The following is a 25,572-nucleotide window of genomic DNA, read 5'->3' as shown; positions in this document are numbered from 1 at the left end:
AGATGTCACGTGAAATTGTTTTATTTATTGCGGCGAGCTTAGATGGATATATTGCGAAAGAAAATGATGATTTACAGTGGTTAATGGAAACGGAAGGAGAGGGAGATAACGGTTATACAGAAATGTATGAAACAATTGATACAATAATTATGGGAAAAAGAACGTACGATTATGTAGTAGAGCATATAGAACCATTCCCGTATTTAGATAAAAAATGTTATGTTTTTTCTAACTCACAAAAAGGTTCGAATGAACACGTGGAGTTTGTAAATGAAGATGTAGTGGAGTTTACGAAAAGGTTGAAAGAGCAGGAGGGATCTAAAATATGGATGGTCGGTGGAGGGAGTCTACTAAGAGAGTTCTTTAAGAATAATCTAATTGATGAATATATCGTTACGATTACACCGCATATATTAGGTTCTGGAGTTCCGTTATTTCAAGACAAGAATCCAGAAATTAATTTAACTTTAACGGATACGAAACGTTTTGGACAATTTGTAAATTTATATTATAAAGTCAAATGATAAAGAAACACGACTACCATCAGTAGTCGTGTTTTTGTATAGATGGTAATGAAATGATAAAACAAGACCCGTGATCAACTTCGCTCGTTACAGTAATATTCCCGCCGTGTAGTTCTACAATTTCTTTTACGATAGATAGTCCTAAACCAGTTCCGCCTGTAGCTCGTGATCTTGCTTTATCAACTCGATAAAAGCGGTCGAAAATGTGAGGGAGGTCTTCAGGCGGAATACCTTCGCCTTCATCTTCAATTGTAATGGAAATACGTTTATGTTCTTCTGTAACAGAAATATTTATATGAGAATGTTCTTTTGAATGTCTATAAGCGTTATTTAAAATGTTTATTATCACTTGTTCAAATCGCTGTTCATCTAAATTTACTAGCAGAGTAGGAGGACAAGAGAAAGAAACTTTAATGTATCTTTCTTTATACATAGCGTTAACTTTTTCGGCTATGCGAGTAAGGAAGTTGTGTAAATGTACTTCCTTTACTTGAATAGAAAAGTTATGTTGTTCCATTTGTGCAAGTGAAAATAAATCTTGAACTAAGTTTGTAATGTAATCAGATTCGTCTTTTATAATACATAAATATCGCAAACGTTGCTCAGGAGATGTGCTTTCTTTTAAAGCAATGTCAGCATAACCTCTTACGTATGTTAACGGTGTTCGTAATTCGTGAGCAACACTTGCTAGAAATTCACTTCGCTCTGTTTTCATATAATGTAAGTCATTAGCAAGCGTTTGAATAGACGATGCTAGTTCACCAATTTCGTCATTTTGAGTAGTCGTTAATGAAACAGATAAATCGCCTTTACTCATTTTTTCAGTGGCATGTTTCATGTGTAACAATGGTTTTGTTAACAACCGTGATAAGAGAAAAATGGTGATGGCTGTTAGTAGAAACGTGATAGCGCCAGCAATAATGAAATGTTTTGTTAGCCCATTAACCATCTTTTCAATGGATTCTGTCCCAAGAAACATGTACACATAGCCTTCATGTTTTCCATCTACTACAATGGGACTAACTGTACATATATAATTAGATGTTTTCCAATGATTCTCTATAATTGCTCCGTCATGATCTGTTCGTGTTTGCATCTTTTCAATATGCTTTTTTATAGTAGTATTTATTTCATTAGATTTAGCTAGTACATCCTTATTTGCATTTGTAATAACAACGGTGGTTTCGGCTTCGGATTCCATTAGTGCAACATGGGAGATTGTTTGCTTATCAAAATACTTTTCAAGGACATCTCGGTGACTATTTCCGCGCTTTAATAAAGCTGTCATTTCTTCATTTACTCTATTGTTGACAAGGCTATAATAAAGCAAGACGAATAGAACACTTTCGATTAAAAGTGTAACAATTAAAAAATAAAATCCGAGCTGAATAGAAATTCGCTTCATCGTCTAGCTCCTTAATCTAAAGTATCGATCCATCGATATCCGACTCCATAAACTGTTTTTAAATGGTGATCAATAGGGAAATTTACTTTTCGTAATTTATCACGCAAATTGCGAATATGTGAATCGACTGTTCGATCTTCTGTATTTGTATTTAATCCCCAAATTCGTTCAATGAGCTGATCCCGGCTTAACACGTAGTTCACATGACGTAAAAATAACCCGAGTAAAGAAAATTCGATTGGAGTGAGAAGAAGTTCTTCATTATAGACAGAAACGAAATGCTTTGCCTCATCCCATAAAATGCCGTGATATTGGATTTGCGCGTGTTGATTCGTTCGCCTTAAAACAGCTTCAATTCTTGCGAAAAGCTCTTCTTCATGGAAAGGTTTCGTTACATAATCATCCGCTCCAAGTTTTAACCCTTGGATGACATCTATCGTTTGATCACGAGCCGTTACCATAATGATAGGAACGTTACTAAAGGATCGGATTCTTTTGCACGTTTCCCATCCATCCATCTTTGGCATCATAATATCGAGTAAAACAAATTTAAAATTTCGATTTTCTATATGTGAAATAGCTTCTTCCCCGGACACTGCACATACGCAGTTATATCCGATTGGAGTAAGATAAAGCGTTAATAATTCAAGCATTCTTGGCTCATCATCTACGAGTAGTATATCGACCATAGAGTACCTCCGCATTTGTAGTTATTACTTAAATTGTAAGTCAAAATCATGAAGAAATGGTGCAGATTATCATGCATCTGCATAATTTCTTCAGAATTGCTTGTTATTGTAAAGTTGAAATTCCATTTTAGGTAATGATATTGGCTCGAAAACGATTCATATGGAGGCGGTATAGTGAAAAAGATGACCCGAATCTTTGGGATAACAATAATTACAGCAGTTGGTCTTGCTGCATGTGGACAAACGAACACGGATCATAAAAATCATGAATCGAAAGAAGAGAAAAAAACAGAGCAAAAGGAAATGAAAATGAATCAGGAGGTAACTGCGCCGAAAGAAATGAACGACGGAGCATCGAATGATTTATTAACGACAAGCTTAAAAAATGTAACGAGATTAAACACAAACGATCCTTTGCAAATGGCAGTATTAACTTCGCAAACGATATGGCCAGCAACGCATAAAGAGAATCGGCCAGGCGCTATTATTTTAGTACCAGTAAACGAGTGGCAATTAGGTATCGCGAGTGCCGATCTTATCCATCATCCAAACAACGGGCCTATCTTATTTATAGAAAAAGAAAAGGTACCCGAAATGACGTTAAAAGAAATAAAACGATTAAATCCGCTCGGGACGAAAGATGGAACACAAATTATGGTGATGGGGGATGTAGATGCATCTATCCTTGGACAATTAAAAGCATATAAAGTAAAGCAAATAAAAGAAACGGATTCAGCTATATTTGCTAAAGATGTGGATAAAGAATATGCCGATATAACAGGAAGTTATCCAAATAGCGTTATTATAGGTTCGTCTGAAGAAGAAGGGCTTTTATACACAACACCAGCTGTAAACTGGATTTCTCATATGCCAGAACCGCTTTTATATACAGAAAAAGATAAGGTGCCAGAAGCGACGATAGAGGCATTAAAAATGAGAAAAGATAAAGCGAATATATATGTATTAGGACCAGAAAAAATTATTTCAAAAGCAGTAGAAAAAGAGTTAAGTAAATACGGGAAAGTAACGCGTATTAGTGGGGAGACTCCAACAGAAAATTCGGTTGCATTTGCGAAGTTTAAAGATGAAAAAACGAAATTTGGCTGGGGGTTCACAAAACCAGGTCACGGTTTATCATTTGTTTCAAGCAAAACACCAGATTTAGCAGTTGCAGGAGCACCATTTTCACATATGGGTAAACACGCACCTATTGTATTGTTAGAAGAAGGGAAAGCTTCACAACCAGTCTATGACTTCCTTGCTACTATTCAGCCGAAGTTTAAAGATGATCCAACGCTTGGACCATATAACCACGGCTTCTTATTAGGAAGTATGAGTGATATTTCATTTGAAACACAAGGTATATTGGATGAGAGGCTAGAGATTGTTCAAGAAAGTGGTCAAGGGCACGGTGGACATTAATAAAGTGAGTAAAGGCGCTGCTAAGGTAGCGTCTTTTTCTTTAGGAAACTTTTACATAGCAAAAATCTCTCTACTCGTTATATAATAGCCTTCGTGCAGTCGGCCTAGATTTTCTTATGGAGAAAATCAAATGATAAAAGAGTAGAGGAGTGGTATTTTGTTTCAAACGATAAAAAATGACTGGTTCTCCAATGTGAGAGGAGACGCGCTATCGGGAATTGTCGTTGCTTTAGCGTTAATTCCTGAAGCGATTGCTTTCTCAGTTATTGCAGGCGTGGACCCGACCGTTGGGTTATACGCAGCCTTTTGTATTGCAGTTACCATTTCATTTGTTGGCGGACGAACTGGGATGATTTCAGCTGCAACAGGTGCAATGGCATTATTAATGGTTACTCTCGTTAAGGATCATGGTTTGCAATACTTATTTGCTACAACAATATTAACCGGTATTGTCCAAATTATTTTTGGCGTGTTCAAACTGAGCTCATTTATGAAATTTGTACCTAAATCTGTTATGAGTGGGTTTTTAAATTCACTTGGAATTTTAGTTTTTACAGCGCAATTGCCACATTTTAAAAATGTAACTTGGCAAATGTATGCACTTGTCGCATTAGGACTTGCAATTATATATGTATTTCCACGTATTACGACGGCTGTACCGTCTACACTTATTTCCATTATTATTGTGACAAGTATTGCACTTATGAGCGGATTGCAGTTAAAAACAGTAGGAGATATGGGAAGCTTGCCGAAAGAATTACCGTTCTTTAGCATGCCTGACGTGCCTTTTACACTTGAGACATTAGGGATTATTTTACCGTACGCAGTTATGCTTGCAATTATCGGTTTACTAGAGTCTTTATTAACAGCTTCAGTTTTAGATGATATGACGCATACGGAAAGTAATAAACATAAAGAGGCACGTGGTCAAGGTATCGCAAACATTGTCGCTGGTTTCTTCGGAGGAATGGCAGGATGTGCAATGATTGGACAATCTGTTATTAATATTAAATCAGGTGGACGAGGTCGTTTATCAACATTTGTAGCGGGTGGATTTCTAATCGTATTACTGTTCGTTTTAGGTGACTATGTCGTTCATATTCCAATGGCAGCTTTAGTTGCAGTTATGATTATGGTTTCAATTGGAACATTTGATTGGAACTCTGTAACAACGATTCATAAAGTACCAAAAGGAAACGCATTTGTTATGATCGTAACAGTTGTGATTGTCATAATTACACATAATTTAGCATTAGGTGTAATTATCGGAACAGTAATTAGTGCGGTTTTATTTGCATTCAATATGGCAAAGATTCACGTGAAACATTTATATATTGAAAATAAGAAAATATACGAAATTCATGGTCAACTTTTCTTTGCATCTACAGCAGACTTTATAAATAATTTTTTATTCAATGAAGATGTAAAAGAAATTGAGTTGAACTTTACTTATGCGCATATATGGGATGATTCAGCAGTAGCCGCAATTGATAAAGTTATCATGAAGTATGAACAAAGTGGTGTGAAAGTAAGTATAACGGGATTAAATGAACGAAGCTCGAAGATTATTTCAAATTTAGCTACTTATAGTAAAAGAATTGCTAGTTAGAAGCCTCCTTTTTAGGGGGCTTTATTATATAATACGGGTAGGATAACGAAAAGGGGATTCAGCATATGTACAAACAAATTATATTAGCATGTGACGGTTCTGAACATGCACTTCGAGCAGCGGAACATGCAACATATATTGCGAAATGTAGCGAAGAAACAAATGTTGAAGTTGTGTACGTAGTAGATAATAGAACGGCAAAATCAGATATTATACAAGGTCAAACAGATTTAGAAACAATATCGGCTAGTCGAAAAGATAAATTAAAAGAGATTGAAAGTTTATTAAAGAAAGAGAACATTTCCTACAAAATTACGATATTACATGGCGATCCTGGAGATACGATTGTTCAATATGTAAATACAGGGGATATAGATCTTGTTATCGCAGGCAGTAGAGGGTTAAATACATTACAAGAAATGGTGCTTGGTAGTGTAAGCCATAAAATAGCAAAACGAGTGAAATGCCCGGTGATGATTATAAAATAATATGAGTGAGAAATTTTGTAGTGTAAGCAAGACCTTGATATAATTTGAGGTCTTTTTTGACGTATAAAGGGAGAGAGCTTGGACATACTAGATATATAAGTTTAAAGGGAAATTATTAACTTACAAATTTGTAAGTTAGTTGTTAGTAAAATCGATGTTATGAAAATTTCCCCATTGGTAAAATAAGAGTATCAATGGGGAGATAGGGAGGATGGAAGCAATGAAATCATTTCAAAATTTATCATATAGTCAAGGGGTAAGCTTAATTTGTTTAGGAGGATTTGCTGCATCTGTTACGTTAGCTGTTGTAATAAAGATGATTCATCAAATCTTTTAATCTTAGAGTAGGAAAGGAATTGGTTGTTATTAATAGCAAGAGAAGGGTTATAAATAAAAAATAGCTCCTAGCATGTACCTCAGTGCTAGGAGCTATTTTCTTATTTCTCTGTTTCTGCTTTATCGCTTGTTACGCTAACTTTACCCCACTTGTATTGATCTTCTGGTGTATATTTATAATCTTTTACGCGATTATTTACACCTTTTAAATCAAATTTATAATGAAGTGGAATTAATGGTACTTCATCATGAACTAATTTTTGCCATTTATCGTATACATCTTTACGGTACTTTTCATCAGCTGCTTCTTTAGAAATACCCTGTTTTAATAATTCTGTGTTTTTGTCAGTAGCCCAACGTGGGTAATTGAACGCTGCATTTTTAGCCCAAATACCAGAAGGGTCTGGATCAGATGCAGTTCCCCAAGCGGCAGCGAAAAGATCAACTTTTGGATCATCTTTTTTAATCATATCGTAGAAGGAGTTGAATTCGTGTAAGCGACCATCAAGAAGTTCTACTTTTAGGCCGATGTCTTTCCAAGATTGAATAAAGAATTTTGCAAGTGGTTCACTTACATCGCTACCACTCATTGATAAGAAATTAGCTTTAAATTCTTTACCATTCGGATCTTCACGGAATCCATCTCCGTTCGTATCTTTATAGCCAGCTTCATCTAATAACTTTTTAGCTTTTTCTACATCTTTATCATAGGCACCAACTTTATTGTTATGATATTTTGGTAGAGATGGTGGGATTGGTGAGTTAGCCGGATAACGTAGGCCATGATATAATTTTTCACCAATTTCTTTTCGATCAATAGCATACGCCATCGCTTGACGTACACGAACATCTTTAAATTTCTCCTTATCCATCACTACTTCTTCTTTTTCTTTATCCATATGGCCTAACTTAAAGCCGATATAGCTATAGTATAAATCGGTTTTGCCGACTAATTGTGCATTTTTTAATTTACTTACATTTGGATATTGATCTGCACTTACTTCAGCAATGTCAATATCACCATTTTTTAAGGACGCGTTAACAACGGAAGGGTTAACAACTTTTAAAACCATGCTTTTCAGCTTTGGTTTTCCGCCATAATAGTCATCAAAACGTTCAAATTCAACGGATTCTCCAGGAGTAATTTTCTTCACTTTAAAAGGTCCAAAACCAATTGGGTTTTTACGGATTTTATCAGACTCTGCTAATTTATCGATTGGTACATCTCCTAAATATTTCTTATGAAGAGGATATGCCCAAAGTCCAGTTTTCACTGAAGGATTCGGTTCTTTAAACGTAATCGAAATTGTTTTTGGATCCGTTACCTTGATACCTGAAATTTTTTCGGCTTTTCCATTGTGGTAATCTTCCATACCTTCAATCATTTGCATTTGAGTGTCATAGCGAGAACCAGCATATTGTTTGCTACCAATTACTAGATAAGAGTATTCTAAATCCTCAGCAGTAACAGGGTTTCCATCATGCCATTTTACATTATCTTTGATTTTTAGTGTAATTGTCTTTTTATCTTTAGAAATTTCATATGTAGCAGCACCATCATTCGTGTATTCCCAGTTTTCGTCATTTGATAATAAAGATTCATCGAAAATTGTAATGACCTGGTTATCAGGATCTCCTTCATATACAGCGAAGTTCAAAAGTCCTTCAAATGGTGTGTTAGAAACAAGACCATATGTTAATGAACCATCTTTAATTTCCTTTTTATCATTTTTAACAGATGCACTAAATTTATTTGTATCTACTTTTTTTGTGCTGCTCGTTTTTTCACTACCACCACTGCCACCACATGCTGAAAGTAGTAATGTTGAAACTGCAAGTGTACTTAATACTTTGAAAAACTTTGGCTTATTTGTCATTTCTTCCACCCCTTATCCTTTTCTTTGTCTTGCGTCGGCCGAACGGCGTAGTGCTTGACCAATAAAATTTATACACAGCATCAATGTTAAAATCATGATTGATGCGGGTAACCAAATCCACCATTTCTCTTGTAATACATCTGGATTTCTAGCATAACTAACAAGTGTACCAAGGCTTGGTGTACTTTCTGGTAGACCAAATCCTAAGAAGGTTAGACCAGATTCAATACCGATGTTTCCAGCAAGGTTTAATGTAACACTAACAATGATAATTGAACTTAAGTTAGGTAGTACTTGGAAAAGAATGATCTTCCAGTTTGGTGTTCCTAAAGTTTTTGATGCAGAGACATAATCGAGTTCTTTTTCAGTTAATACTTTTGAGCGAATTAATCTTGCCTTTCCTGTCCATAAGAACACGCTCATAATTAAAATGAAAGTGAAGATATTGAATGTAGGAACAAGTGTAATAAATACAATTACAAGCATTAAAAATGGTAAAACCATAACAAAGTCGATAATGCGCATAATGATATTATCAATTGCTCCTCCAAAATAACCGGCAATTAATCCAATTGAAAGGCCAATTACACAAGAAAGAATAGTAATTGCTAATCCAATTGTAAAAGAGTTACGTGTACCAATAATAAGTTGGCCGAAAATATCGCGTCCTCCGTAATCTGTTCCTAACCAATGTTCAGCAGAGGGAGGAGCATAAATAGCGAATAAATCAACTCGTACAATATCTTCTTGTTTCATAATAAAAGATGTTGCGTAGACTGCTAGTAATAAGATTGCTAGGAAAACAAGTGAAAACATTGCTAATTTATCTTTACGAAGTTCTCGCCACATAATAGAGAAACCAGAAGGGCTTTTTTCGTAATGAATAACTTCAGTTTGTTTTTCAGGGTTTGCCAACATAACGTCTGCTCCTTTCTTTAATCAATACGAATACGTGGATCAACGATGCTTAGAATAATATCTGAAAGGAGAGTTCCAAGTAACGTTGCAAATCCAGTAAACATAACGAGTGCAGTTATTACACTAAAATCGCGTTGAGAGATAGATTGTATAAATAGTTGCCCAATTCCCGGATAGCTAAAAATGCTTTCTAAGAAGATAGCACCGCCAACTAATCCTGTAATTTCATAACCTAAGAACGCTGCAATTGGTAAGAATGAATTTCGTAAAATATGTCTAGAATAGATTTTTGATTCTGGAACACCCTTTGCTCTTACTGTACGCACAAAATCTTTATGTTTCGTATCAATAATTTCGCTTCGTAAATATTGAACCGTACCAACTGTCGCAATTAATGCACCAGATAAAGCTGGTAATAGCATGTGATTCAATTTGCTTAAATAGTAAGCAAATGTACCTGTTGCAACTTGAGGATCAACGCTACCGCCGGTTGGGAATATTGCAAACTTAAATCCGAATAGGAAGAGCATAATTAATGCAAATATAAATAGTGGTGTAGCAAAACCTAGATAGTTGTAAAGGGTAATGAGTCGATCAGCCCATGTATCATTCCACCGCCCACTTATAACTCCTAGTGGTATGGCAATTAAATAAGTAAGAATAAGAATAACAAGTGCTAAAGATACTGTATTTCCAAGTCGTTCTCCAATTAAATCGGTTACTTTCATTTTATGTGCATAGGAAATACCAAAGTCACCTTGGGCTGCATTTTTAATCCAGCGAACATATTGTGTTGCAACTGGGTCATTTAATCCAAGCTTTTCACGTTGTTCTTCAATCACTTTTGGATCCGCTTTTGGATTCATTGCTCTGCCGGTTAAGGCATCGCCTGGCATTGCCTTAGCTAATAGAAAGACAAGTACACTTAACACGAATAATTGCGGAATCATCACTAAAAATCTCCGTAATATAAACTTCCACATGTTTTATCACTCCCTTATGGTAATGCCACCCGGTGCGTTGGCGAGATTGCTTTTAAGTCATAAGCACGACCGTTTTCATTGAAATAATTTTCGTATGATTTCTCGTATTCAGAGCTTACTTGTTGACGGAGCTTACGCTGTCTCTCTCTGTTTTCAGGACGAATATCAGGAATTGCTGATATTAGGCGCTTCGTATAAATATGTTGCGGATTACTATAAATTTCTGCACTAGTTGCTTCTTCGACAATGCGTCCGCGATACATAACACCGATACGATCACACATATGACGAATTACACCTAAATCATGACTAATGAATAAGTATGTTAGTCCGAGCTCAGCTTGTAAATCTTGCAAGAAGTTTAATACTTGTGCTTGTACAGAGACGTCAAGCGCAGATACTGGCTCATCAGCAATAATAAGCTTCGGTTTTAATGTAAGAGCGCGTGCAATACCAATCCGCTGCCTTTGCCCGCCGGAAAATTCATGTGGATATTTATAAATTGACTCTGGATTTAGACCAACTTTATCAAGATATTCTTGAACCGCTCTACGTTCTTCATCAGGTGAGAGCTTCTCAAAATTTCGAAGAGGCTCAGCAATAATGTCGAGAACACGTTTCTTCGGATTTAATGATGAATAAGGATCTTGGAAAATCATTTGAATATCTTTTCGTTGTTCACGTAGCTCAGAGCGACTTAATTTTGTTAAATCTCTATTATTAAAATGAATGCTACCCTCTGTTGCTTTCGTTAAATGCATAATTGCTTTACCCGTTGTTGATTTGCCACTTCCTGATTCACCAACGATCCCGTATGTTTCACCCGGTTGTAATTCAAAACTTACACCATCGACAGCACGCACGTAATCTAATGTGCGGCCGAAGAAACCACCTTTAATTGGAAAATGTACTTTTAAATCTTCTACTTTAAGCAGTGCCATGAGCTACATCATCTCCTTTCTTATCTTGGAAGTTGAAATGCTTGTAGCAAGTACAACGTACCCAATGGTCTGGTTTTACTTCATGTAAAATTGGATTTTCCTCGTGTTGATCAGGTCTAATCCATGGAATTCGAGCTTGGAAGCGACAACCTGTGCGAGGAAGCTTCGCTAACGAAGGAACGACCCCTTGAATTACATGCAATTTTTCTTTTTCACCATACGCAGATGGAATGGAGTTTAATAGAGAACGAGTATATGGGTGAAGAGGGTTGTTAAAAATCTCTTCAACTTTTCCTGTCTCTACAACTTGTCCGGCGTACATAACGACGATACGATCGGCTGTTTCTGCGACAACACTTAAATCATGAGTAATTAAAATGATGCCCATTTTCGTTTGTTCTTGAATAGATTTTAGTAAGTCTAAAATTTGTGCTTGGATGGTTACGTCAAGAGCCGTTGTTGGCTCATCCGCAATAATGAGTGCTGGGTTACAAGCAATTGCAATTGCGATAACAATTCTTTGTCTCATTCCGCCAGATAATTCGTGTGGGTATTGTTTATATGTAAGTTCTGGTTTTGGAATACCAACTTGATGAAGTAGTTCTAAGGTGCGTTCTTTTTTTTCAACTTTTGAAAGGCTTGTGTGGTAGTCTAAGTTTTCTTCGATTTGTTTTCCAACTGTCATAAGAGGATCGAGTGCTGTAAGAGGTTCTTGGAAAATCATACCGATGTTTGATCCGCGTACTTTATTCATCTCTGCGGCTGACATAGTTAGTAGATCCTTATCTCTATAGTTAAGCTGCCCTTGTAATTTTGTATTTGCTTCATTATGCAATCGCATAATAGAAAGGGCAAGTGCACTTTTTCCGCAACCTGATTCACCAACTATCGCGACAATTTCATTTTCATGGACAGTTAACGAAACATCATCAACTGCGGCATGATAGTGATCTTGTATGCGAAAGGAAGTCTGTAAGTTTTCAATGCGAAGAAGTGGATTCTTCATGGCTATCCCTCCATCTTTTCTGAAAAGACTAAATATTTTGTATGTTGTTGTTATTTTAATATAAATTGACAATGTTTGACAAGCATAAGTTGATAAAATATTCAAAAATCTTTTTATGCAGAGATTGAATGCTGTTATATAAGGGATTGAAGTTAGTTGAAAACGCTAACATATAAAAAGAGGAGAATAAATCTTTTGTAGGAAAAAAGTATTATATGTAGAAAAAAGAGAGGTGTTCGGGAAAGAACAGTCTCTCTTTTTTTGATAAGAATAATATTAGTACTTAAGCTTGTTTTGGTTTTGCAGATCCTGTCTTTAAAGTAAGAGCAAGGAAGAACATTGCAAGTACACAAGATACAAGTAATAAGATGAATCCGCCATCCCATCCGAATGCATCGACGATAAAGCCCATAGCTGCGCTAGCAAAAGTAGCTCCACCTAGGTAACCGAAGAACCCAGTTAAACCAGCGGCAGTTCCAGCAGCTTTTTTTGGTGCTAAGTCTAGTGCGTGTAGGCCGATTAACATAACAGGTCCGTAAATTAAAAAACCAATCGCGACAAGTGCGATACTATCAACCATTGGATTACCAGGAGGGTTTAGCCAGTAAACAAGAACGGCGATAAATACACCAACCATAAATAAAATACCAGCAGGTGCGCGGCGCCCTTTAAATAGTTTATCACTCATCCATCCGCAAAGAAGTGTACCTGGAATACCAGCCCATTCATATAGAGCATAAGCTGTACGGGAGCTACTATGAGTGAAACTTTTTTCCTCTACTAAATAGGTAGGAGCCCAGTCTACAACGCCGTAACGTACGAAATAAACGAAAACGTTCGCGATAGCGATGTACCATAAAAATTTATTGTTTAGTACGTATTTAAATAAAATTTCTTTTACTGAAAGTTCGCGTTCTCGATCTTTTACTTTTTCATCTGATGGATATTCTCCAGTATGTTCTTCGATAGAAGGTAATCCACAAGATTGAGGTGTATCTCTCATCGTAATTAATACATAAATACCAACTAAAATTGAAAGAATACCTGGGAAGTAAAAAATACTCTTCCAGTCATTTGCGAAGAAGTATAAGCCTAATGTCACAAGAGAAGGCATTAGCGCGCCACCGACATTATGAGCAACGTTCCAAATAGACATTTTTGTACCACGTTCACTAATAGAGAACCAGTGAACCATCGTACGACCACAAGGAGGCCATCCCATACCTTGTACCCATCCATTTAAAAACTGAAGGACAAACATAAGTATAATGCTCGTTGTAATGAAAGAAAATGAGCCGAAAATAATATTAATGATACCTGATAAAAATAGCCCAGCTGCTAAAAAGTAGCGAGGATTACAACGGTCGGATACGATACCCATAAGAAATTTACTTAATCCGTAAGCGATAGATACTGCTGAAAGGATAACCCCAAGTTCCCCTTTACTAAAGCCTTGTTCAATTAAGTATGGCATCGCTAGTGAAAAGTTTTTTCGAACAAAGTAGTAACCTGCGTAGCCGATGAAGATACCTAAGAATACTTGTAAACGTAATTTACGGTATTCGCTATCAACGCGATCAGCTGGTAAGCGTTCCGCGTGGGGCGCAGGCTTAAATAATTGTGTGAAAAACATAAAATGAAAATCCTCCCCTAATGAATTCGAAATGTTGTAAGTCAGAGAGAATATAAAAAGGCCATGAAATATAAAAAAGTTTCCTTTTTTATGATTCATAGCCGTATACTCCGATTCTCCGTGACTGTCAATATTAACTTCGTCGAAAATTATAAAACTTTGTGACAGAAATGTAAACGTTTTTATAAATAAAAAGTGTTGACGGATTTTGTTTGTGGGATTAATATTTAAATACGTTAAATATTTTATTGCTTAAATAAGAGGTGGATAACATGCCAAATGATATGACGCATATCGATAAAATTCAAGCTCTTGCCTTTTCGATTGGAAAGAAAATGCAGACGGAGTTATTAGAACAAATGCAAGCAACAGGACTTACACCACCGCAGTTTTATATTTTAAAGATTTTAGATCATTACGGTGCTTCAAGAGCGACAAAATTAGCAAAAAAGATGTATGTAAAGCCTAGTGCAATTACAGTGATGATTGATCGCCTAATTGACCAAGAGCTTGTAGAGCGCTATCACGACAAAGATGACCGTCGTGTTGTCATCATTGAGTTAACAAAAAAGGGTAAAGCTAGAGTAGAAGAGGCGATGACAGCTCGTAATGAGCATATTGCAAAATATTTCTCACATTTAGAATTACAAGAAAGAGAAGATTTGTTACGCCTCTTTGAGAAGTTAGAAACAATTATTTGCGGGACACAAGAGAAAAAAGAGAATAACTAAGAGGAATTGAGGAGATTACATGGAGCAACAAGAAAACATAAATAGAAAGTTGCTGTTAATCGGTTTAATAATCGCGATGCTATTTGCTGCATTAGATGGAACAATCGTTGGTACAGCAATGCCGCGTATCGTCGGTGAACTAGGCGGATTAAGTTTAATGACGTGGTTAACAACAGCTTATATGTTAACATCAACGACAGTTGTACCAATTGCAGGTAAATTAGCGGATTTACTTGGCCGTCGTAACGTATATATTACAGGACTAGTTATCTTTATGGTTGGTTCGGCGTTATGTGGTATGGCAAATGGTATGACAGAATTAATTATTTTCCGTGGTATTCAAGGTCTTGGTGGCGGTATTATGATGCCAATGGCTATGATTATTATCGGAGATATGTTTACGGGAAAAGAACGTGCGAAATGGCAAGGTATTTTTGGTGCGTTATACGGTCTTGCTTCTGTAATTGGACCACAAGTAGGTGGTTGGATTGTAGACGCAGTGAACTGGAGATGGGTATTCTACATTAACTTACCAGTTGGTATTTTAGCAACAATCTTTATTGCAATGGGATTAAAGTCACATAAGCAAACAGGACCGATCAAAATTGATATTGCTGGAATCTTTACGATGATTCTCGGTGTTGTAAGTTTATTACTTGCATTAACGTTTGGCGGAAAAGATTATCCATGGGATTCTTGGCAAATTATCGGTTTATTTGCATTAGCTCTAATTGGTATTGTTAGCTTTGTTATCGTTGAAACGAAAGCAGAAGAACCGATTTTACCGATGCATTTCTTTAAAAATCGCACGTTTACAATACTGAATGCGATTGGTTTCTTTATGAGTATCGGAATGTTCGGTGCGATTATGTTCGTACCATTCTTCATGCAAGGAATTGTAGGAGTAAGTGCTGCTGAATCAGGAACAATTATGACACCGATGATGATTACAATGATAGTGATGAGTATTATCGGTGGTCAACTTGTATTAAAAGTTGGTGTGAAACCACAAATTATTACAGGGATGCTTATTATGGCTGGTGGTTTCTGGTTATTAACAACGATGGATATGCACACGACTAAACTTACTGCTACTTTCTATATGAGTATTATCGGTTTAGGAATGGGTCTTGTTATGCCGACATTAACATTAGCGTTACAAGAAAGTTTCCCGAAAAAAGATCTTGGAGTCGTAACATCATCAAGTCAGTTCTTCCGTCAAATCGGTGGAACATTTGGTATTACAATTTTAGGGTCAATCATGAATAACACTTCAGGTACAACATTAACAAATAAATTAGTACCTGTATTAGATACGTTCCCGAAAGAAGCGGGCCAAATGGTAACGAAATTTAAAGATATGATTCACACAGATCCACAAGGTTTATATTCGATGCTATTTAGTCCAGAAGCATTAAAACAAATGCCAGAAGCATTCGCTAACAGCATTGTACCAATCTTGAAAAACTCTTTAGTAGACTCACTTCATACTGTATTCTTAACAGGATTGGTATTTATCGTAGTAGGCGCTATCTTTACGATTTTCTTACAGAAGATTAAACTGTCAGATCGTAAAAAAGATGCTGAAGAGCCAGCTACAGAGGAAAAAGAACAAACTGTATCCTATTCGTAATGAAAAAGCATCGCCTTATGGCGGTGCTTTTTTTGAGTATAACCTTAAAAGCTTTTTCATGAGAAATGATTGACGTATTTCTAGAAATACGTTATATTGTTTTCTGTAAACGGTTACATAGGATGGAGAGGAAAGAGAATGAGTACGATTAAAGACGTTGCGAAATTAGCGGGAGTATCTGTGGCGACCGTTTCCAGAGTGTTAAATAAAAATGGATATGTTCATGAAGATACATTAAAGAAAGTAGAACGAGCGATTGAGATGCTAGATTATAAACCTAGTACAGTAGCGCGTTCATTGTATAATAAAAAATCACGTTTAATTGGCTTAGTTGTTCCAAATATCGTGAATCCATTCTTTCCAGAAGTTGCACGTGCCGTAGAAGATGTAGCGCATAAGCAAGGATACACAGTTGTCCTTTGTAACTCTGATGAGAGTTTAGAGAAAGAAAAGCAATATATTGATGTACTTAGGCAAAATAATGTGGATGGATTTATTGTAGCAACGAATCCACAAAATAGTGTTAATTACATGAAGTTGTCTGTTCCAGTTGTTGCAATTGACCGTATGTTTAATGAGCGTATCCCTACTGTATATGCAGATAACTATGCAGGGAGTCAGGCAGCGACAAAGCTATTAATAGATAAAGGCTGTAAACATATTGCGCATATTCGCGGACCGCGTGATGTAAGCACTGCTAATGAACGTTTTGAAGGTTTTGTAGACGTTATTACACAAAAAAATCTTTCTTATATGATTGCAGAGAGTACATTTGATCCAGCTAATAGTGAGCGTGTAACAGTGGAATTATTAGAAGAATACCCACATATTGATGGAATTGTTGCTGGAAATGATTTAATTGCAATAGGTATTGTAAAGGCTGCACTCCAAAAGGGGATTTCTATTCCAGATGATTTACAAATTATCGGATTCGATGGAATTTCTTTAACAGAAATGATGTATCCATCTATTACAACTGTTGCACAGCCAATTTATGAAATGGGGAAAATTGCAACAGAGCTGTTGTTAGAGCAGATGGAAGGAAACGTATTAGAAGAGAAACACTATCGTTTACCGATTGAAATTATAGAACGAAATACAACGAAGTAAGGAGATGAAACAGATGCCAAATATTGCAGTGGTAGGTAGTATTTCAATGGACTTAGTGGCTGTTTCAAAAAAACGTCCGAAAGCAGGAGAAACAGTAATTGGTGAAGCATTTCATACAATCCCAGGAGGGAAAGGAGCCAACCAAGCAGTTGCTGCAGCTAGATTAGGCGCAAATGTAGCGATGGTTGGAGCGGTTGGAAACGATAATTATGGAACTGTAGTTAGGAACAATTTAGAGAACGGACGCGTTTTTATCGACTATGTGGTACCGGTTACAGATACGGCGACAGGAATTGCTCATATCGTTTTAGCAGAAGAGGATAACAGTATTGTTGTCGTGCAAGGGGCAAATGCTCTTGTAAATGAGTCGGTTGTAGATCGTTCAAAAGATCTTCTTATAAAAGCAGATATGGTTGTTCTTCAACTAGAGATTCCACTTGAAACAGTAAAATATGTATTGGCTATTTGTGAGGAGCATAATATTCCAGTTATGTTAAATCCAGCGCCAGCACAAGTGTTATCAGAAGATATTTTAGAAAAGGCAACTTATATTACACCAAATGAACATGAGTGTCGCATCGTATTAGATGATTTCACGTCACCAATTGAAGATTTACTGGCTAAATATCCAAATAAACTATTGATGACAGAAGGTTCTAAAGGTGTTCGTTTCCATAATGGTACGGAGATTGTACATGTTCCTAGCATCGCTGTTGATGTAGTAGATACGACTGGAGCTGGTGATACATTCAATGGTGCATTAGCAGTCGCGCTTTCTGAAGGAGAAACACTTCAAAAAGCAATTCGTTTTGCGAATATTGCTGGTGGTCTTTCTGTAACGAGACTTGGAGCACAGGGCGGTATGCCAACGAGAGATAGAGTACGTGAAGTGCAGGTGATTGTCGGATGAAAAAGCACGGTGTATTAAACAGTGAGATTGCATCAGTCCTTGCTTCACTTGGACATACAGATACGATTGTAATCGCAGACTGCGGGTTACCAATTCCTGACGGAGTAAAACGAATTGATTTAGCTGTTGAGATTGGAAAACCTAGCTTTTTAGACGTATTGCAAGTGGTAGCTGATGATATGGCAATTGAAAAAGTAACGTTAGCAGAAGAAGTCATTAATAATAATGCGGAAGTAAATAAAGAAATCGAGCTGAAATTAATAGAGCCAGCATTTGAATATGTATCGCATGAACAATTTAAAGAGCACACGAAAAAAGCGAAAGCAATTATTCGTACAGGAGAGGCTACTCCTTATGCCAATGTAATTTTACATGCAGGCGTGATTTTTTAATAAAAGGAAGTGATGGGAATGCGTATTGAAATGAAAAATATTTCAAAGGCGTTCAATGGCAATCCTGTTTTGAAGAATGCACAGTTTATGATTGAAACAGGGGAAGTCCATGCATTGATGGGGGAAAATGGAGCGGGCAAATCAACGCTCATGAAAATTTTAACAGGTGTATACAAAAAAGATGGTGGAACAATCACGATTGATGGACAAGAACGAACTTTTAAAAATGCGAAAGAAGCAGAAGAGTACGGTATTGCATTTATACATCAAGAATTGAACATATTATCGAATTTAACAGTAGCTGAAAATATGTTTCTCGGTAAAGAGTTAATGTATGGGAAGACAGGTATTTTGCGTACGCGTCAAATGAACGCGATTGCGCAGCAGCAACTAGCGGAGTTAGGGTTACATGTAAAAGGCGCTATGTTGGCAGGAGAGTTATCGGTTGGACAACAGCAAATTATCGAAATTGCGAAAGCGTTAATGACAAACGCGAGCGTTATTATTATGGATGAACCTACAGCTGCATTAACAGATCGTGAAATTGAAACGTTGTTTACTGTCATTAATAAATTACGTAAAGAAGGCGTTTCGTTCGTTTATATCTCACACCGAATGGAAGAAATTTTTTCAATATGTGATGCCATTACGATTTTACGTGATGGGGAATACGTAGGAAAGAGACTCATTCCGGAAACATCATTTGATGAAGTAGTGAGTATGATGGTGGGGCGCAGCATTGGTGAACGTTACCCAGAGCGAAATAGTCAAATTGGCGATGTCATTTTTGAGATGCGTAACGGAACGAAAAAAGGGAAGTTTGAAAATGTTTCGTTTCAAGTAAGAAAAGGTGAAATCCTTGGTGTTGCTGGCTTGATGGGAGCTGGCCGTACAGATATTATGAAAGCGATATTTGGATACGAACCTTTAGATTCTGGGCAAATTTTTATAAATGGACAAGAAGTAAAGATTGATAGTCCGATAGATGCGATTAGACAAAGAATAGCTTTTATTACAGAGGATAGAAAATCTGAAGGGTTAGTTTTAGATTTCTCAATTCGAGAAAATTTAGCTTTACCGAATTTAGAAAGTCTTTCAAAGGGAAGTGTCTTAAGTAACGAACTAGAACAACAGTTTACAGCGGATATGATGAAACTTCTTAATGTGAAAGCAGCTAGTGGAGAGCAAGCGGTGAAATCTCTTTCTGGTGGAAATCAGCAAAAGGTTGTTATTGCAAAATGGCTAGGTATCCACCCGCAGTTACTCATTTTAGATGAGCCAACAAGAGGTGTAGATGTTGGAGCGAAAAAAGAAATTTACTCTATTATGAATAAGCTTACTGAGCAAGGCGATGCCGTTATTATGGTATCATCTGAGCTTCCAGAAGTTTTAGGAATGAGTGATCGTGTTCTTGTTATTCATGAAGGAAAGGTCGGCGGCATTTTAGAGAAAGATGAGGCATCACAAGAGTCTATTATGGCACTAGCTACAGGGGGAGAGTAAGGATGGCTAAGAAGGGGAATGTATTACAACAACTCGGTTCTTTAATCGGTTTAGTATTAATTATCGTCGTAATTACAGCTTTAAATCCGGCATTTATTGAGATTCCAAATTTATTTAATATACTGCGTCAAGTATCGATTAATGCGCTTATTGCATTCGGAATGACCTTTGTAATTTTAACAGGGGGTATTGACTTATCGGTAGGTTCTATTTTAGCATTATCAAGTGCACTTGTTGCTGGAATGATGGCAAGTGGCATGGACCCGTTCCTTGCGATGGCAGTTGGATTATTAGCTGGTCTTGTAATGGGAATTGTAAACGGTATCATCATAGCGAAGGGAAAAGTAGCTCCATTTATTGCAACTTTAGCAACAATGACTATTTTTCGTGGGTTGACGCTTGTTTATATGGACGGACGTCCGATCACTGGTCTGGGTGATCATTTAATGTTCCAAATGTTTGGCCGCGGTTATTTTCTCGGTATTCCGGTACCAGCTGTTACAATGATGATCGCTTTCGCAGTACTGTACTTCATTTTGAAGAAAACGACATTTGGTCGCCGTACATTTGCAATTGGTGGAAATGAAGAAGCAGCAGCACTATCAGGTATTAATGTTACGAGAATTAAAGTAATGATTTACGGTCTTTCCGGAATTTTGGCAGCGCTTGCAGGTATTGTCTTAACATCACGACTAGATTCTGCACAGCCAACTGCAGGTACTTCTTACGAATTAGATGCAATTGCAGCAGTTGTATTAGGTGGAACAAGTCTTTCTGGGGGAAGAGGATGGATTGTTGGTACATTCATCGGTGTACTAATTATCGGTGTACTAAATAATGGTTTAAATTTATTAGGTGTATCTTCTTTCTTCCAACAAGTTGTAAAAGGGCTTGTAATCTTACTAGCTGTATTAATTGATCGTCGAAAAGAAGCGTAATGGAGGGAAATTTCATGAAGAAATGGTTACTTATACTCGTTGCATGTATTATGGTCATTACTGCTGGTTGTTCAATGGAACCACCAGAATGGGCAAAGGATTCTAGCGATAAAGGTCGAAATAAAACTATTAAAGTTGGATTCTCTGTTTCAACTTTAAATAATCCATTTTTTGTAACTTTGAAAAAGGGTGCAGAAAAGCAAGCGAAAGCAAGCGGTATTGAATTGATTGCTGTTGATGCACAAAATGATGCAGCAAAGCAAACAAATGATGTTGAAGATTTAATTCAAAAAGGTGTCGATGTAGTTGTTATTAATCCAACCGATTCAGATGCTGTTGCTTCAGCAGTAAGTGCGGCAAATGCAGCGAATGTCCCTGTTATTACTGTAGACCGCGTTGCAAATTCAGGTAAAGTTGTTTCTCACATTGCCTCTAATAATATTGAAGGTGGTCAAATGGCTAGTGATTACATTCGTGAATTAGTTGGCGGGGGAGCAAACGTTGCTGAGTTAGAAGGAATCCCTGGATCTTCTGCTGCTCGTGAGCGCGGGAAAGGATTCCATAACGTAGCTGATAAATCTTTAAAAGTAGTTGCAAAACAAGCGGCTGATTTTGATAGAGCTAAAGGATTATCTGTTATGGAAAACATTTTACAAGCGAATGGTGATATTAAAGCCGTGTTTGCGCATAACGATGAAATGGCATTAGGGGCACTTGAAGCATTGAAGTCTTCTGGAAAAACAGATGTAGTCGTTGTTGGTTTTGATGCAACAGAAGATGCTGTAAAAGCGGTTAAAGATGGGCGTATGGCTGCAACAGTTGCTCAAAAACCGGAATTAATCGGGGAGAAGGCGATGCAAACAGCAAAAGAGATAACACAAGGTAAAAAAGTGGACAAATCTATTCCGATTGAATTAGAGCTTATTAAGAAAAACAAATAAATATAAAATGAAAATCAGGAAGGAAGAATAACAAATGAAATTTTTTATTGATACAGCAAACATTAACGAAATTAAAGAGGCAAATGCATTAGGAGTATTAGCTGGAGTAACGACAAATCCATCACTTGTAGCAAAAGAAGGCGTAGATTTCCACGAGCGTATTCGTGAAATTTGTAACGTTGTAGAAGGACCTGTAAGCGCAGAAGTAATTAGCTTAGAAGCTGATAAAATGATTGAAGAAGGAAAAGAGTTAGCGAAAATTGCTCCAAACGTTGTTGTAAAAGTACCAATGACAACGGAAGGTTTAAAAGCAGTAAAAGCATTCTCTGATTTAGGAATTCGTACAAACGTTACATTAGTATTCTCAGCAGTTCAAGCATTACTTGCAGCTCGTGCTGGTGCAACATACGTTTCACCATTCTTAGGTCGCTTAGACGATATCGGCCATAACGGTATGGACCTAATCCGCCAAATCGCAGAAATCTTTGCAATTCACGGCATTGAAACAGAAATCATTGCAGCATCTGTACGTCACAGTGTTCACGTAACAGAAGCAGCATTAAACGGTTCACATATTGCAACAATCCCAGCAAACGTAATTGCTTCATTAGTGAAGCACCCATTAACAGATCAAGGAATTGAGAAGTTCTTAGCTGATTGGGAAAAAACACAAGAGAAATAATAGAAAAAAGAGAATCCTAGTTTAATTGACTAGGGTTCTTTTTTTATTTAAAAGAATTTTCATGCAATTTTGCATATTGTCTTTTAAATTTGTTATATAAGCTATTTAATATATACAAATCACTCTTTATTTTTCATATTTTGATATAAGAAGATAGAGAGTCTGACCAGAAAACTGGAGGGCATGATTCTATAACAGAAAGCTTAACGTTTATAGAATTATGCCTTTTTGTCCCGCATTAACGGTCAGTAAGATTCCCACCTCAAAATTCAGCTAGAGCAAAGAAGTTAGGTGGGAAATCAACTGCCCGTAAATGCCCGATTGGTGTGGGCTAATAATCAGTGGGGATGGACAAACTCCCCACTGATTAAAGTTTCACTGTATATAGGGAGGGCAGAAAGTAGAGATTTTGATTTAAATGCACTTATTTATCTGAATTTTAAGTTTTATAAAAGGAGAGAAATAGAATGAGAAGAAAAGCGCCATTTAAAGTGTTATCATCTTTAGCAATTGCGGCAATTATCGGATGCACATCTGTAATGAGTACTCCGCTAGCATACGCAGAAACGCCAGCAAAAGAGAAAGATAATGTATCTACAACACCAATTGATTACAATTTAATTCAAGAAGATCGTTTAGCGGAAGCGTTGAAAGAAAGAGGAACAATTAATCCAGCATCTTCTAAAGAAGAGACGAAAAAAGCTGTAGAAAAGTATATTGAAAAGAAACAAGGCGATCAGGCAAATAAAGAAATCCTACCAGCGGATACTGCTAAAGAGGCATCTGATTTTGTGAAAAAAGTAAAAGAGAAAAAAATGGAAGAAAAGGAGAAAGTAAAGAAACCTGAAAAAAACGTTAGTCCTGAGCAAAAACCAGAACCAAATAAAAAACAATTGAATGGACAAGTCCCAACTTCTAAAGCAAAGCAAGCGCCATATAAAGGGTCTGTTCGAACTGATAAAGTATTAGTATTACTCGTTGAATTTAGTGATTATAAACATAATAATATTGATCAAACACCAGGGTATATGTATTCGAATGACTTTGGTAGAGAGCATTATCAAAAAATGTTATTTGGTAATGAACCGTACACGTTATTTGATGGTTCGAAAGTAAAAACGTTTAAACAATATTATGAAGAGCAGTCTGGTGGAAGTTATACGACAGATGGATATGTAACGGAATGGCTAACTGTTCCAGGAAAAGCGTCTGACTACGGTGCTGATGGTAGTAGTGGTCACGATAATAAAGGACCAAAAGGCGCACGTGATTTAGTGAAAGAAGCTTTACATGCAGCTGCTGAGAAAGGGTTAGATTTATCTCAATTTGATCAATTCGATAGATATGATACAAATGGTGATGGAAATCAAAATGAACCTGATGGTGTAATTGATCATTTAATGGTAATCCATGCTGGCGCTGGTCAAGAAGCTGGTGGCGGTAATTTAGGTGATGATGCAATTTGGTCACATCGTTCAAAATTAGCAATAGATCCAGTAGCGGTTGAAGGTACAAAATCAAAGGTAGATTACTTTGGTGGAAAAGTAGCGGCGCATGATTATACAATTGAACCAGAAGATGGAGCAGTAGGTGTATTTGCGCATGAATTTGGACATGATCTTGGCTTACCAGATGAATATGACACGAAATATACTGGAACTGGTTCACCTGTCGAAGCGTGGTCATTAATGAGTGGAGGTAGTTGGACAGGGAAAATTGCAGGAACAGAGCCAACTAGTTTCTCACCACAAAATAAAGACTTCTTACAAAAGAATATGGGCGGCAACTGGGCAAAAATTTTAGAAGTAGATTACGATAAAATTAAGCGTGGAGTAGGAATTCCTACATATATTGATCAAAGTGTTACGAAATCCAATCGTCCAGGCGTTGTACGTGTTAACTTACCGGGTAAGAGTGTTGAAACGATTAAACCGGAGTTTGGAAAGCATGCATATTATAGTACAAGAGGAGATGATATGCATACAACACTAGAGACACCATTCTTTGATTTAACAAAAGGAACAAATGCAAAATTTGATTATAAAGCAAATTATGAGTTAGAAGCAGAGTGCGATTTTGTCGAAGTGCATGCAGTAACAGAAGATGGAACGAAAACGTTAATTGATAGACTTGGAGAAAAAGTAGTCCAAGAAGATAAAGATACAACAGATGGAAAATGGATGGATAAATCATATGATTTAAGTCAATTTAAAGGGAAAAAAGTGAAACTGCAATTCGATTATATTACAGATCCGGCTGTAACATATAAAGGTTTCGCGATGGATAATGTAAATGTAACTGTTGATGGACAAGTTGTATTTTCTGATGATACAGAAGGACAGGATAAAATGAATTTAAATGGTTTTGTTGTTTCTGATGGGACAGAAAAGAAAGCTCATTATTACTACTTAGAGTGGAGAAACTATGCGGGATCAGATAATGGATTAAAAGCAGGAAAAGGTCCAGTGTATAATACAGGTCTTGTCGTTTGGTATGCAGATGATAGCTTCAAAGATAACTGGGTGGGGGTGCATCCAGGTGAAGGATTCCTTGGTGTTGTGGATTCGCATCCAGAGGCATTTGTTGGGAATTTAAACGGAAGACCAACTTACGGTAATACAGGTATGCAAATTGCAGATGCTGCATTTTCATTTGATCAAACACCAGCATGGAGTGCAAATTCATTAACACGTGGACAGTTTAACTATTCTGGATTACAAGGTGTTACAACATTTGATGATTCAAAAGTATATAGTAACAAACAAATTGCAGATGCAGGAAGAAAAGTTCCAAACCTTGGACTTAAATTCCAAGTTGTTGGACAGGCAGAGGATAAATCGGCAGGCGCTGTTTGGATTAAACGTTAATAAAATAAAGCACATTCTTCATATGAAGAGTGTG

23 protein-coding genes are annotated in these 25,572 nt (G+C 36.8%); 15 read left to right on the top strand and 8 right to left on the bottom strand.

The window, feature by feature from the left end; genetic code table 11:
• The first annotated feature begins 2 nt into the window (after nucleotides 1-2).
• Nucleotides 3-524: a dihydrofolate reductase family protein gene (locus tag QCI46_RS24160; RefSeq protein WP_353841611.1), complete on the top strand. Its 522-nt coding sequence runs from the start codon at nucleotides 3-5 to the stop codon at nucleotides 522-524.
• 19 nt (nucleotides 525-543) lie between these two features.
• On the opposite strand, the gene QCI46_RS24155 is transcribed toward QCI46_RS24160, so the two are convergent.
• The gene (locus tag QCI46_RS24155; protein ID WP_353841610.1) at nucleotides 544-1,929 is read right to left on the bottom strand and encodes a sensor histidine kinase; all 1,386 of its coding nucleotides are present in this window, start codon (nucleotides 1,927-1,929) and stop codon (nucleotides 544-546) included.
• 11 nt (nucleotides 1,930-1,940) lie between these two features.
• A complete protein-coding gene (locus tag QCI46_RS24150) occupies nucleotides 1,941-2,618 on the bottom strand; it encodes a response regulator transcription factor (protein WP_353841609.1) in 678 nt (225 codons plus the stop codon).
• A gap of 174 nt (nucleotides 2,619-2,792) precedes the next feature.
• Between QCI46_RS24150 and QCI46_RS24145 the strand changes: the two genes are divergently transcribed.
• The 4 genes from QCI46_RS24145 (at nucleotide 2,793) to QCI46_RS24130 (ending at nucleotide 6,474) form a co-directional block, all read left to right on the top strand.
• Nucleotides 2,793-4,040 carry a cell wall-binding repeat-containing protein gene (locus QCI46_RS24145; protein WP_353841608.1) on the top strand — a complete coding sequence of 416 codons (1,248 nt, stop codon included), beginning with the start codon at nucleotides 2,793-2,795 and terminating at the stop codon, nucleotides 4,038-4,040.
• A 157-nt stretch (nucleotides 4,041-4,197) separates the two neighbouring features.
• Nucleotides 4,198-5,649, top strand: coding sequence for a SulP family inorganic anion transporter (locus QCI46_RS24140; RefSeq protein ID WP_353841607.1), 1,452 nt, complete (start codon nucleotides 4,198-4,200; stop codon nucleotides 5,647-5,649).
• 65 nt (nucleotides 5,650-5,714) lie between these two features.
• On the top strand, nucleotides 5,715-6,137 hold the full coding sequence (locus tag QCI46_RS24135; RefSeq protein ID WP_000278000.1) for a universal stress protein: 423 nt from the start codon (nucleotides 5,715-5,717) through the stop codon (nucleotides 6,135-6,137).
• Nucleotides 6,138-6,348: 211 nt separating this feature from the next.
• Nucleotides 6,349-6,474, top strand: coding sequence for a DUF4027 family protein (locus QCI46_RS24130; protein ID WP_082181333.1), 126 nt, complete (start codon nucleotides 6,349-6,351; stop codon nucleotides 6,472-6,474).
• Nucleotides 6,475-6,574: 100 nt separating this feature from the next.
• Here the strand turns inward: QCI46_RS24130 and opp4A are convergent, their stop codons facing one another.
• From opp4A to glpT, 6 genes are all read right to left on the bottom strand, one after another.
• The gene (gene opp4A, locus QCI46_RS24125; protein ID WP_000182627.1) at nucleotides 6,575-8,350 is read right to left on the bottom strand and encodes an oligopeptide ABC transporter substrate-binding protein; all 1,776 of its coding nucleotides are present in this window, start codon (nucleotides 8,348-8,350) and stop codon (nucleotides 6,575-6,577) included.
• A 12-nt stretch (nucleotides 8,351-8,362) separates the two neighbouring features.
• Nucleotides 8,363-9,268: an ABC transporter permease gene (locus tag QCI46_RS24120; RefSeq protein ID WP_060486988.1), complete on the bottom strand. Its 906-nt coding sequence runs from the start codon at nucleotides 9,266-9,268 to the stop codon at nucleotides 8,363-8,365.
• 17 nt (nucleotides 9,269-9,285) lie between these two features.
• Nucleotides 9,286-10,251 (bottom strand): oligopeptide ABC transporter permease, encoded by a 966-nt coding sequence (gene opp4B / locus QCI46_RS24115; RefSeq protein WP_000265438.1) that lies wholly within the window; start codon nucleotides 10,249-10,251, stop codon nucleotides 9,286-9,288.
• A gap of 14 nt (nucleotides 10,252-10,265) precedes the next feature.
• Nucleotides 10,266-11,192 carry an ABC transporter ATP-binding protein gene (locus tag QCI46_RS24110; RefSeq protein WP_001196372.1) on the bottom strand — a complete coding sequence of 309 codons (927 nt, stop codon included), beginning with the start codon at nucleotides 11,190-11,192 and terminating at the stop codon, nucleotides 10,266-10,268.
• Nucleotides 11,179-12,198 carry an ABC transporter ATP-binding protein gene (locus QCI46_RS24105; protein ID WP_000795363.1) on the bottom strand — a complete coding sequence of 340 codons (1,020 nt, stop codon included), beginning with the start codon at nucleotides 12,196-12,198 and terminating at the stop codon, nucleotides 11,179-11,181. The genes QCI46_RS24110 and QCI46_RS24105 overlap by 14 nt, the downstream gene beginning before the upstream one ends.
• A gap of 283 nt (nucleotides 12,199-12,481) precedes the next feature.
• The gene (gene glpT / locus QCI46_RS24100; RefSeq protein ID WP_088061884.1) at nucleotides 12,482-13,831 is read right to left on the bottom strand and encodes a glycerol-3-phosphate transporter; all 1,350 of its coding nucleotides are present in this window, start codon (nucleotides 13,829-13,831) and stop codon (nucleotides 12,482-12,484) included.
• Nucleotides 13,832-14,103: 272 nt separating this feature from the next.
• Between glpT and QCI46_RS24095 the strand changes: the two genes are divergently transcribed.
• The 10 genes from QCI46_RS24095 (at nucleotide 14,104) to inhA2 (ending at nucleotide 25,538) form a co-directional block, all read left to right on the top strand.
• Nucleotides 14,104-14,562 carry a MarR family winged helix-turn-helix transcriptional regulator gene (locus QCI46_RS24095; protein ID WP_001132358.1) on the top strand — a complete coding sequence of 153 codons (459 nt, stop codon included), beginning with the start codon at nucleotides 14,104-14,106 and terminating at the stop codon, nucleotides 14,560-14,562.
• A 19-nt stretch (nucleotides 14,563-14,581) separates the two neighbouring features.
• Entirely contained in the window at nucleotides 14,582-16,195 is a 1,614-nt protein-coding gene (locus QCI46_RS24090) for an MDR family MFS transporter (protein WP_060486985.1), read from the top strand.
• 138 nt (nucleotides 16,196-16,333) lie between these two features.
• Nucleotides 16,334-17,305: a ribose operon transcriptional repressor RbsR gene (gene rbsR / locus QCI46_RS24085; protein WP_353841606.1), complete on the top strand. Its 972-nt coding sequence runs from the start codon at nucleotides 16,334-16,336 to the stop codon at nucleotides 17,303-17,305.
• A gap of 13 nt (nucleotides 17,306-17,318) precedes the next feature.
• Nucleotides 17,319-18,215 (top strand): ribokinase, encoded by an 897-nt coding sequence (gene rbsK, locus QCI46_RS24080; protein ID WP_353841605.1) that lies wholly within the window; start codon nucleotides 17,319-17,321, stop codon nucleotides 18,213-18,215.
• Nucleotides 18,212-18,607 (top strand): D-ribose pyranase, encoded by a 396-nt coding sequence (gene rbsD, locus QCI46_RS24075; protein WP_000716160.1) that lies wholly within the window; start codon nucleotides 18,212-18,214, stop codon nucleotides 18,605-18,607. Before rbsK ends, rbsD begins: the two co-directional genes overlap by 4 nt.
• A gap of 18 nt (nucleotides 18,608-18,625) precedes the next feature.
• Nucleotides 18,626-20,110 carry a ribose ABC transporter ATP-binding protein RbsA gene (rbsA, locus tag QCI46_RS24070; protein WP_046953796.1) on the top strand — a complete coding sequence of 495 codons (1,485 nt, stop codon included), beginning with the start codon at nucleotides 18,626-18,628 and terminating at the stop codon, nucleotides 20,108-20,110.
• Between the two features lie 2 nt (nucleotides 20,111-20,112).
• Nucleotides 20,113-21,048 (top strand): ABC transporter permease subunit, encoded by a 936-nt coding sequence (locus tag QCI46_RS24065; protein WP_001074641.1) that lies wholly within the window; start codon nucleotides 20,113-20,115, stop codon nucleotides 21,046-21,048.
• Between the two features lie 14 nt (nucleotides 21,049-21,062).
• Nucleotides 21,063-21,989: a ribose ABC transporter substrate-binding protein RbsB gene (rbsB, locus tag QCI46_RS24060; protein WP_048541760.1), complete on the top strand. Its 927-nt coding sequence runs from the start codon at nucleotides 21,063-21,065 to the stop codon at nucleotides 21,987-21,989.
• 34 nt (nucleotides 21,990-22,023) lie between these two features.
• Nucleotides 22,024-22,671, top strand: a complete 648-nt coding sequence (gene fsa, locus QCI46_RS24055; RefSeq protein WP_000667662.1) for a fructose-6-phosphate aldolase — start codon at nucleotides 22,024-22,026, stop codon at nucleotides 22,669-22,671.
• A 467-nt stretch (nucleotides 22,672-23,138) separates the two neighbouring features.
• A complete protein-coding gene (inhA2, locus tag QCI46_RS24050) occupies nucleotides 23,139-25,538 on the top strand; it encodes a M6 family metalloprotease immune inhibitor InhA2 (protein WP_353841604.1) in 2,400 nt (799 codons plus the stop codon).
• Nucleotides 25,539-25,572 lie beyond the last annotated feature (34 nt).

The organism is Bacillus cereus group sp. RP32, from assembly GCF_040459735.1.
Taxonomy (GTDB): domain Bacteria; phylum Bacillota; class Bacilli; order Bacillales; family Bacillaceae_G; genus Bacillus_A; species Bacillus_A wiedmannii.
This window is presented reverse-complemented; position numbering and strand designations above follow the sequence as displayed.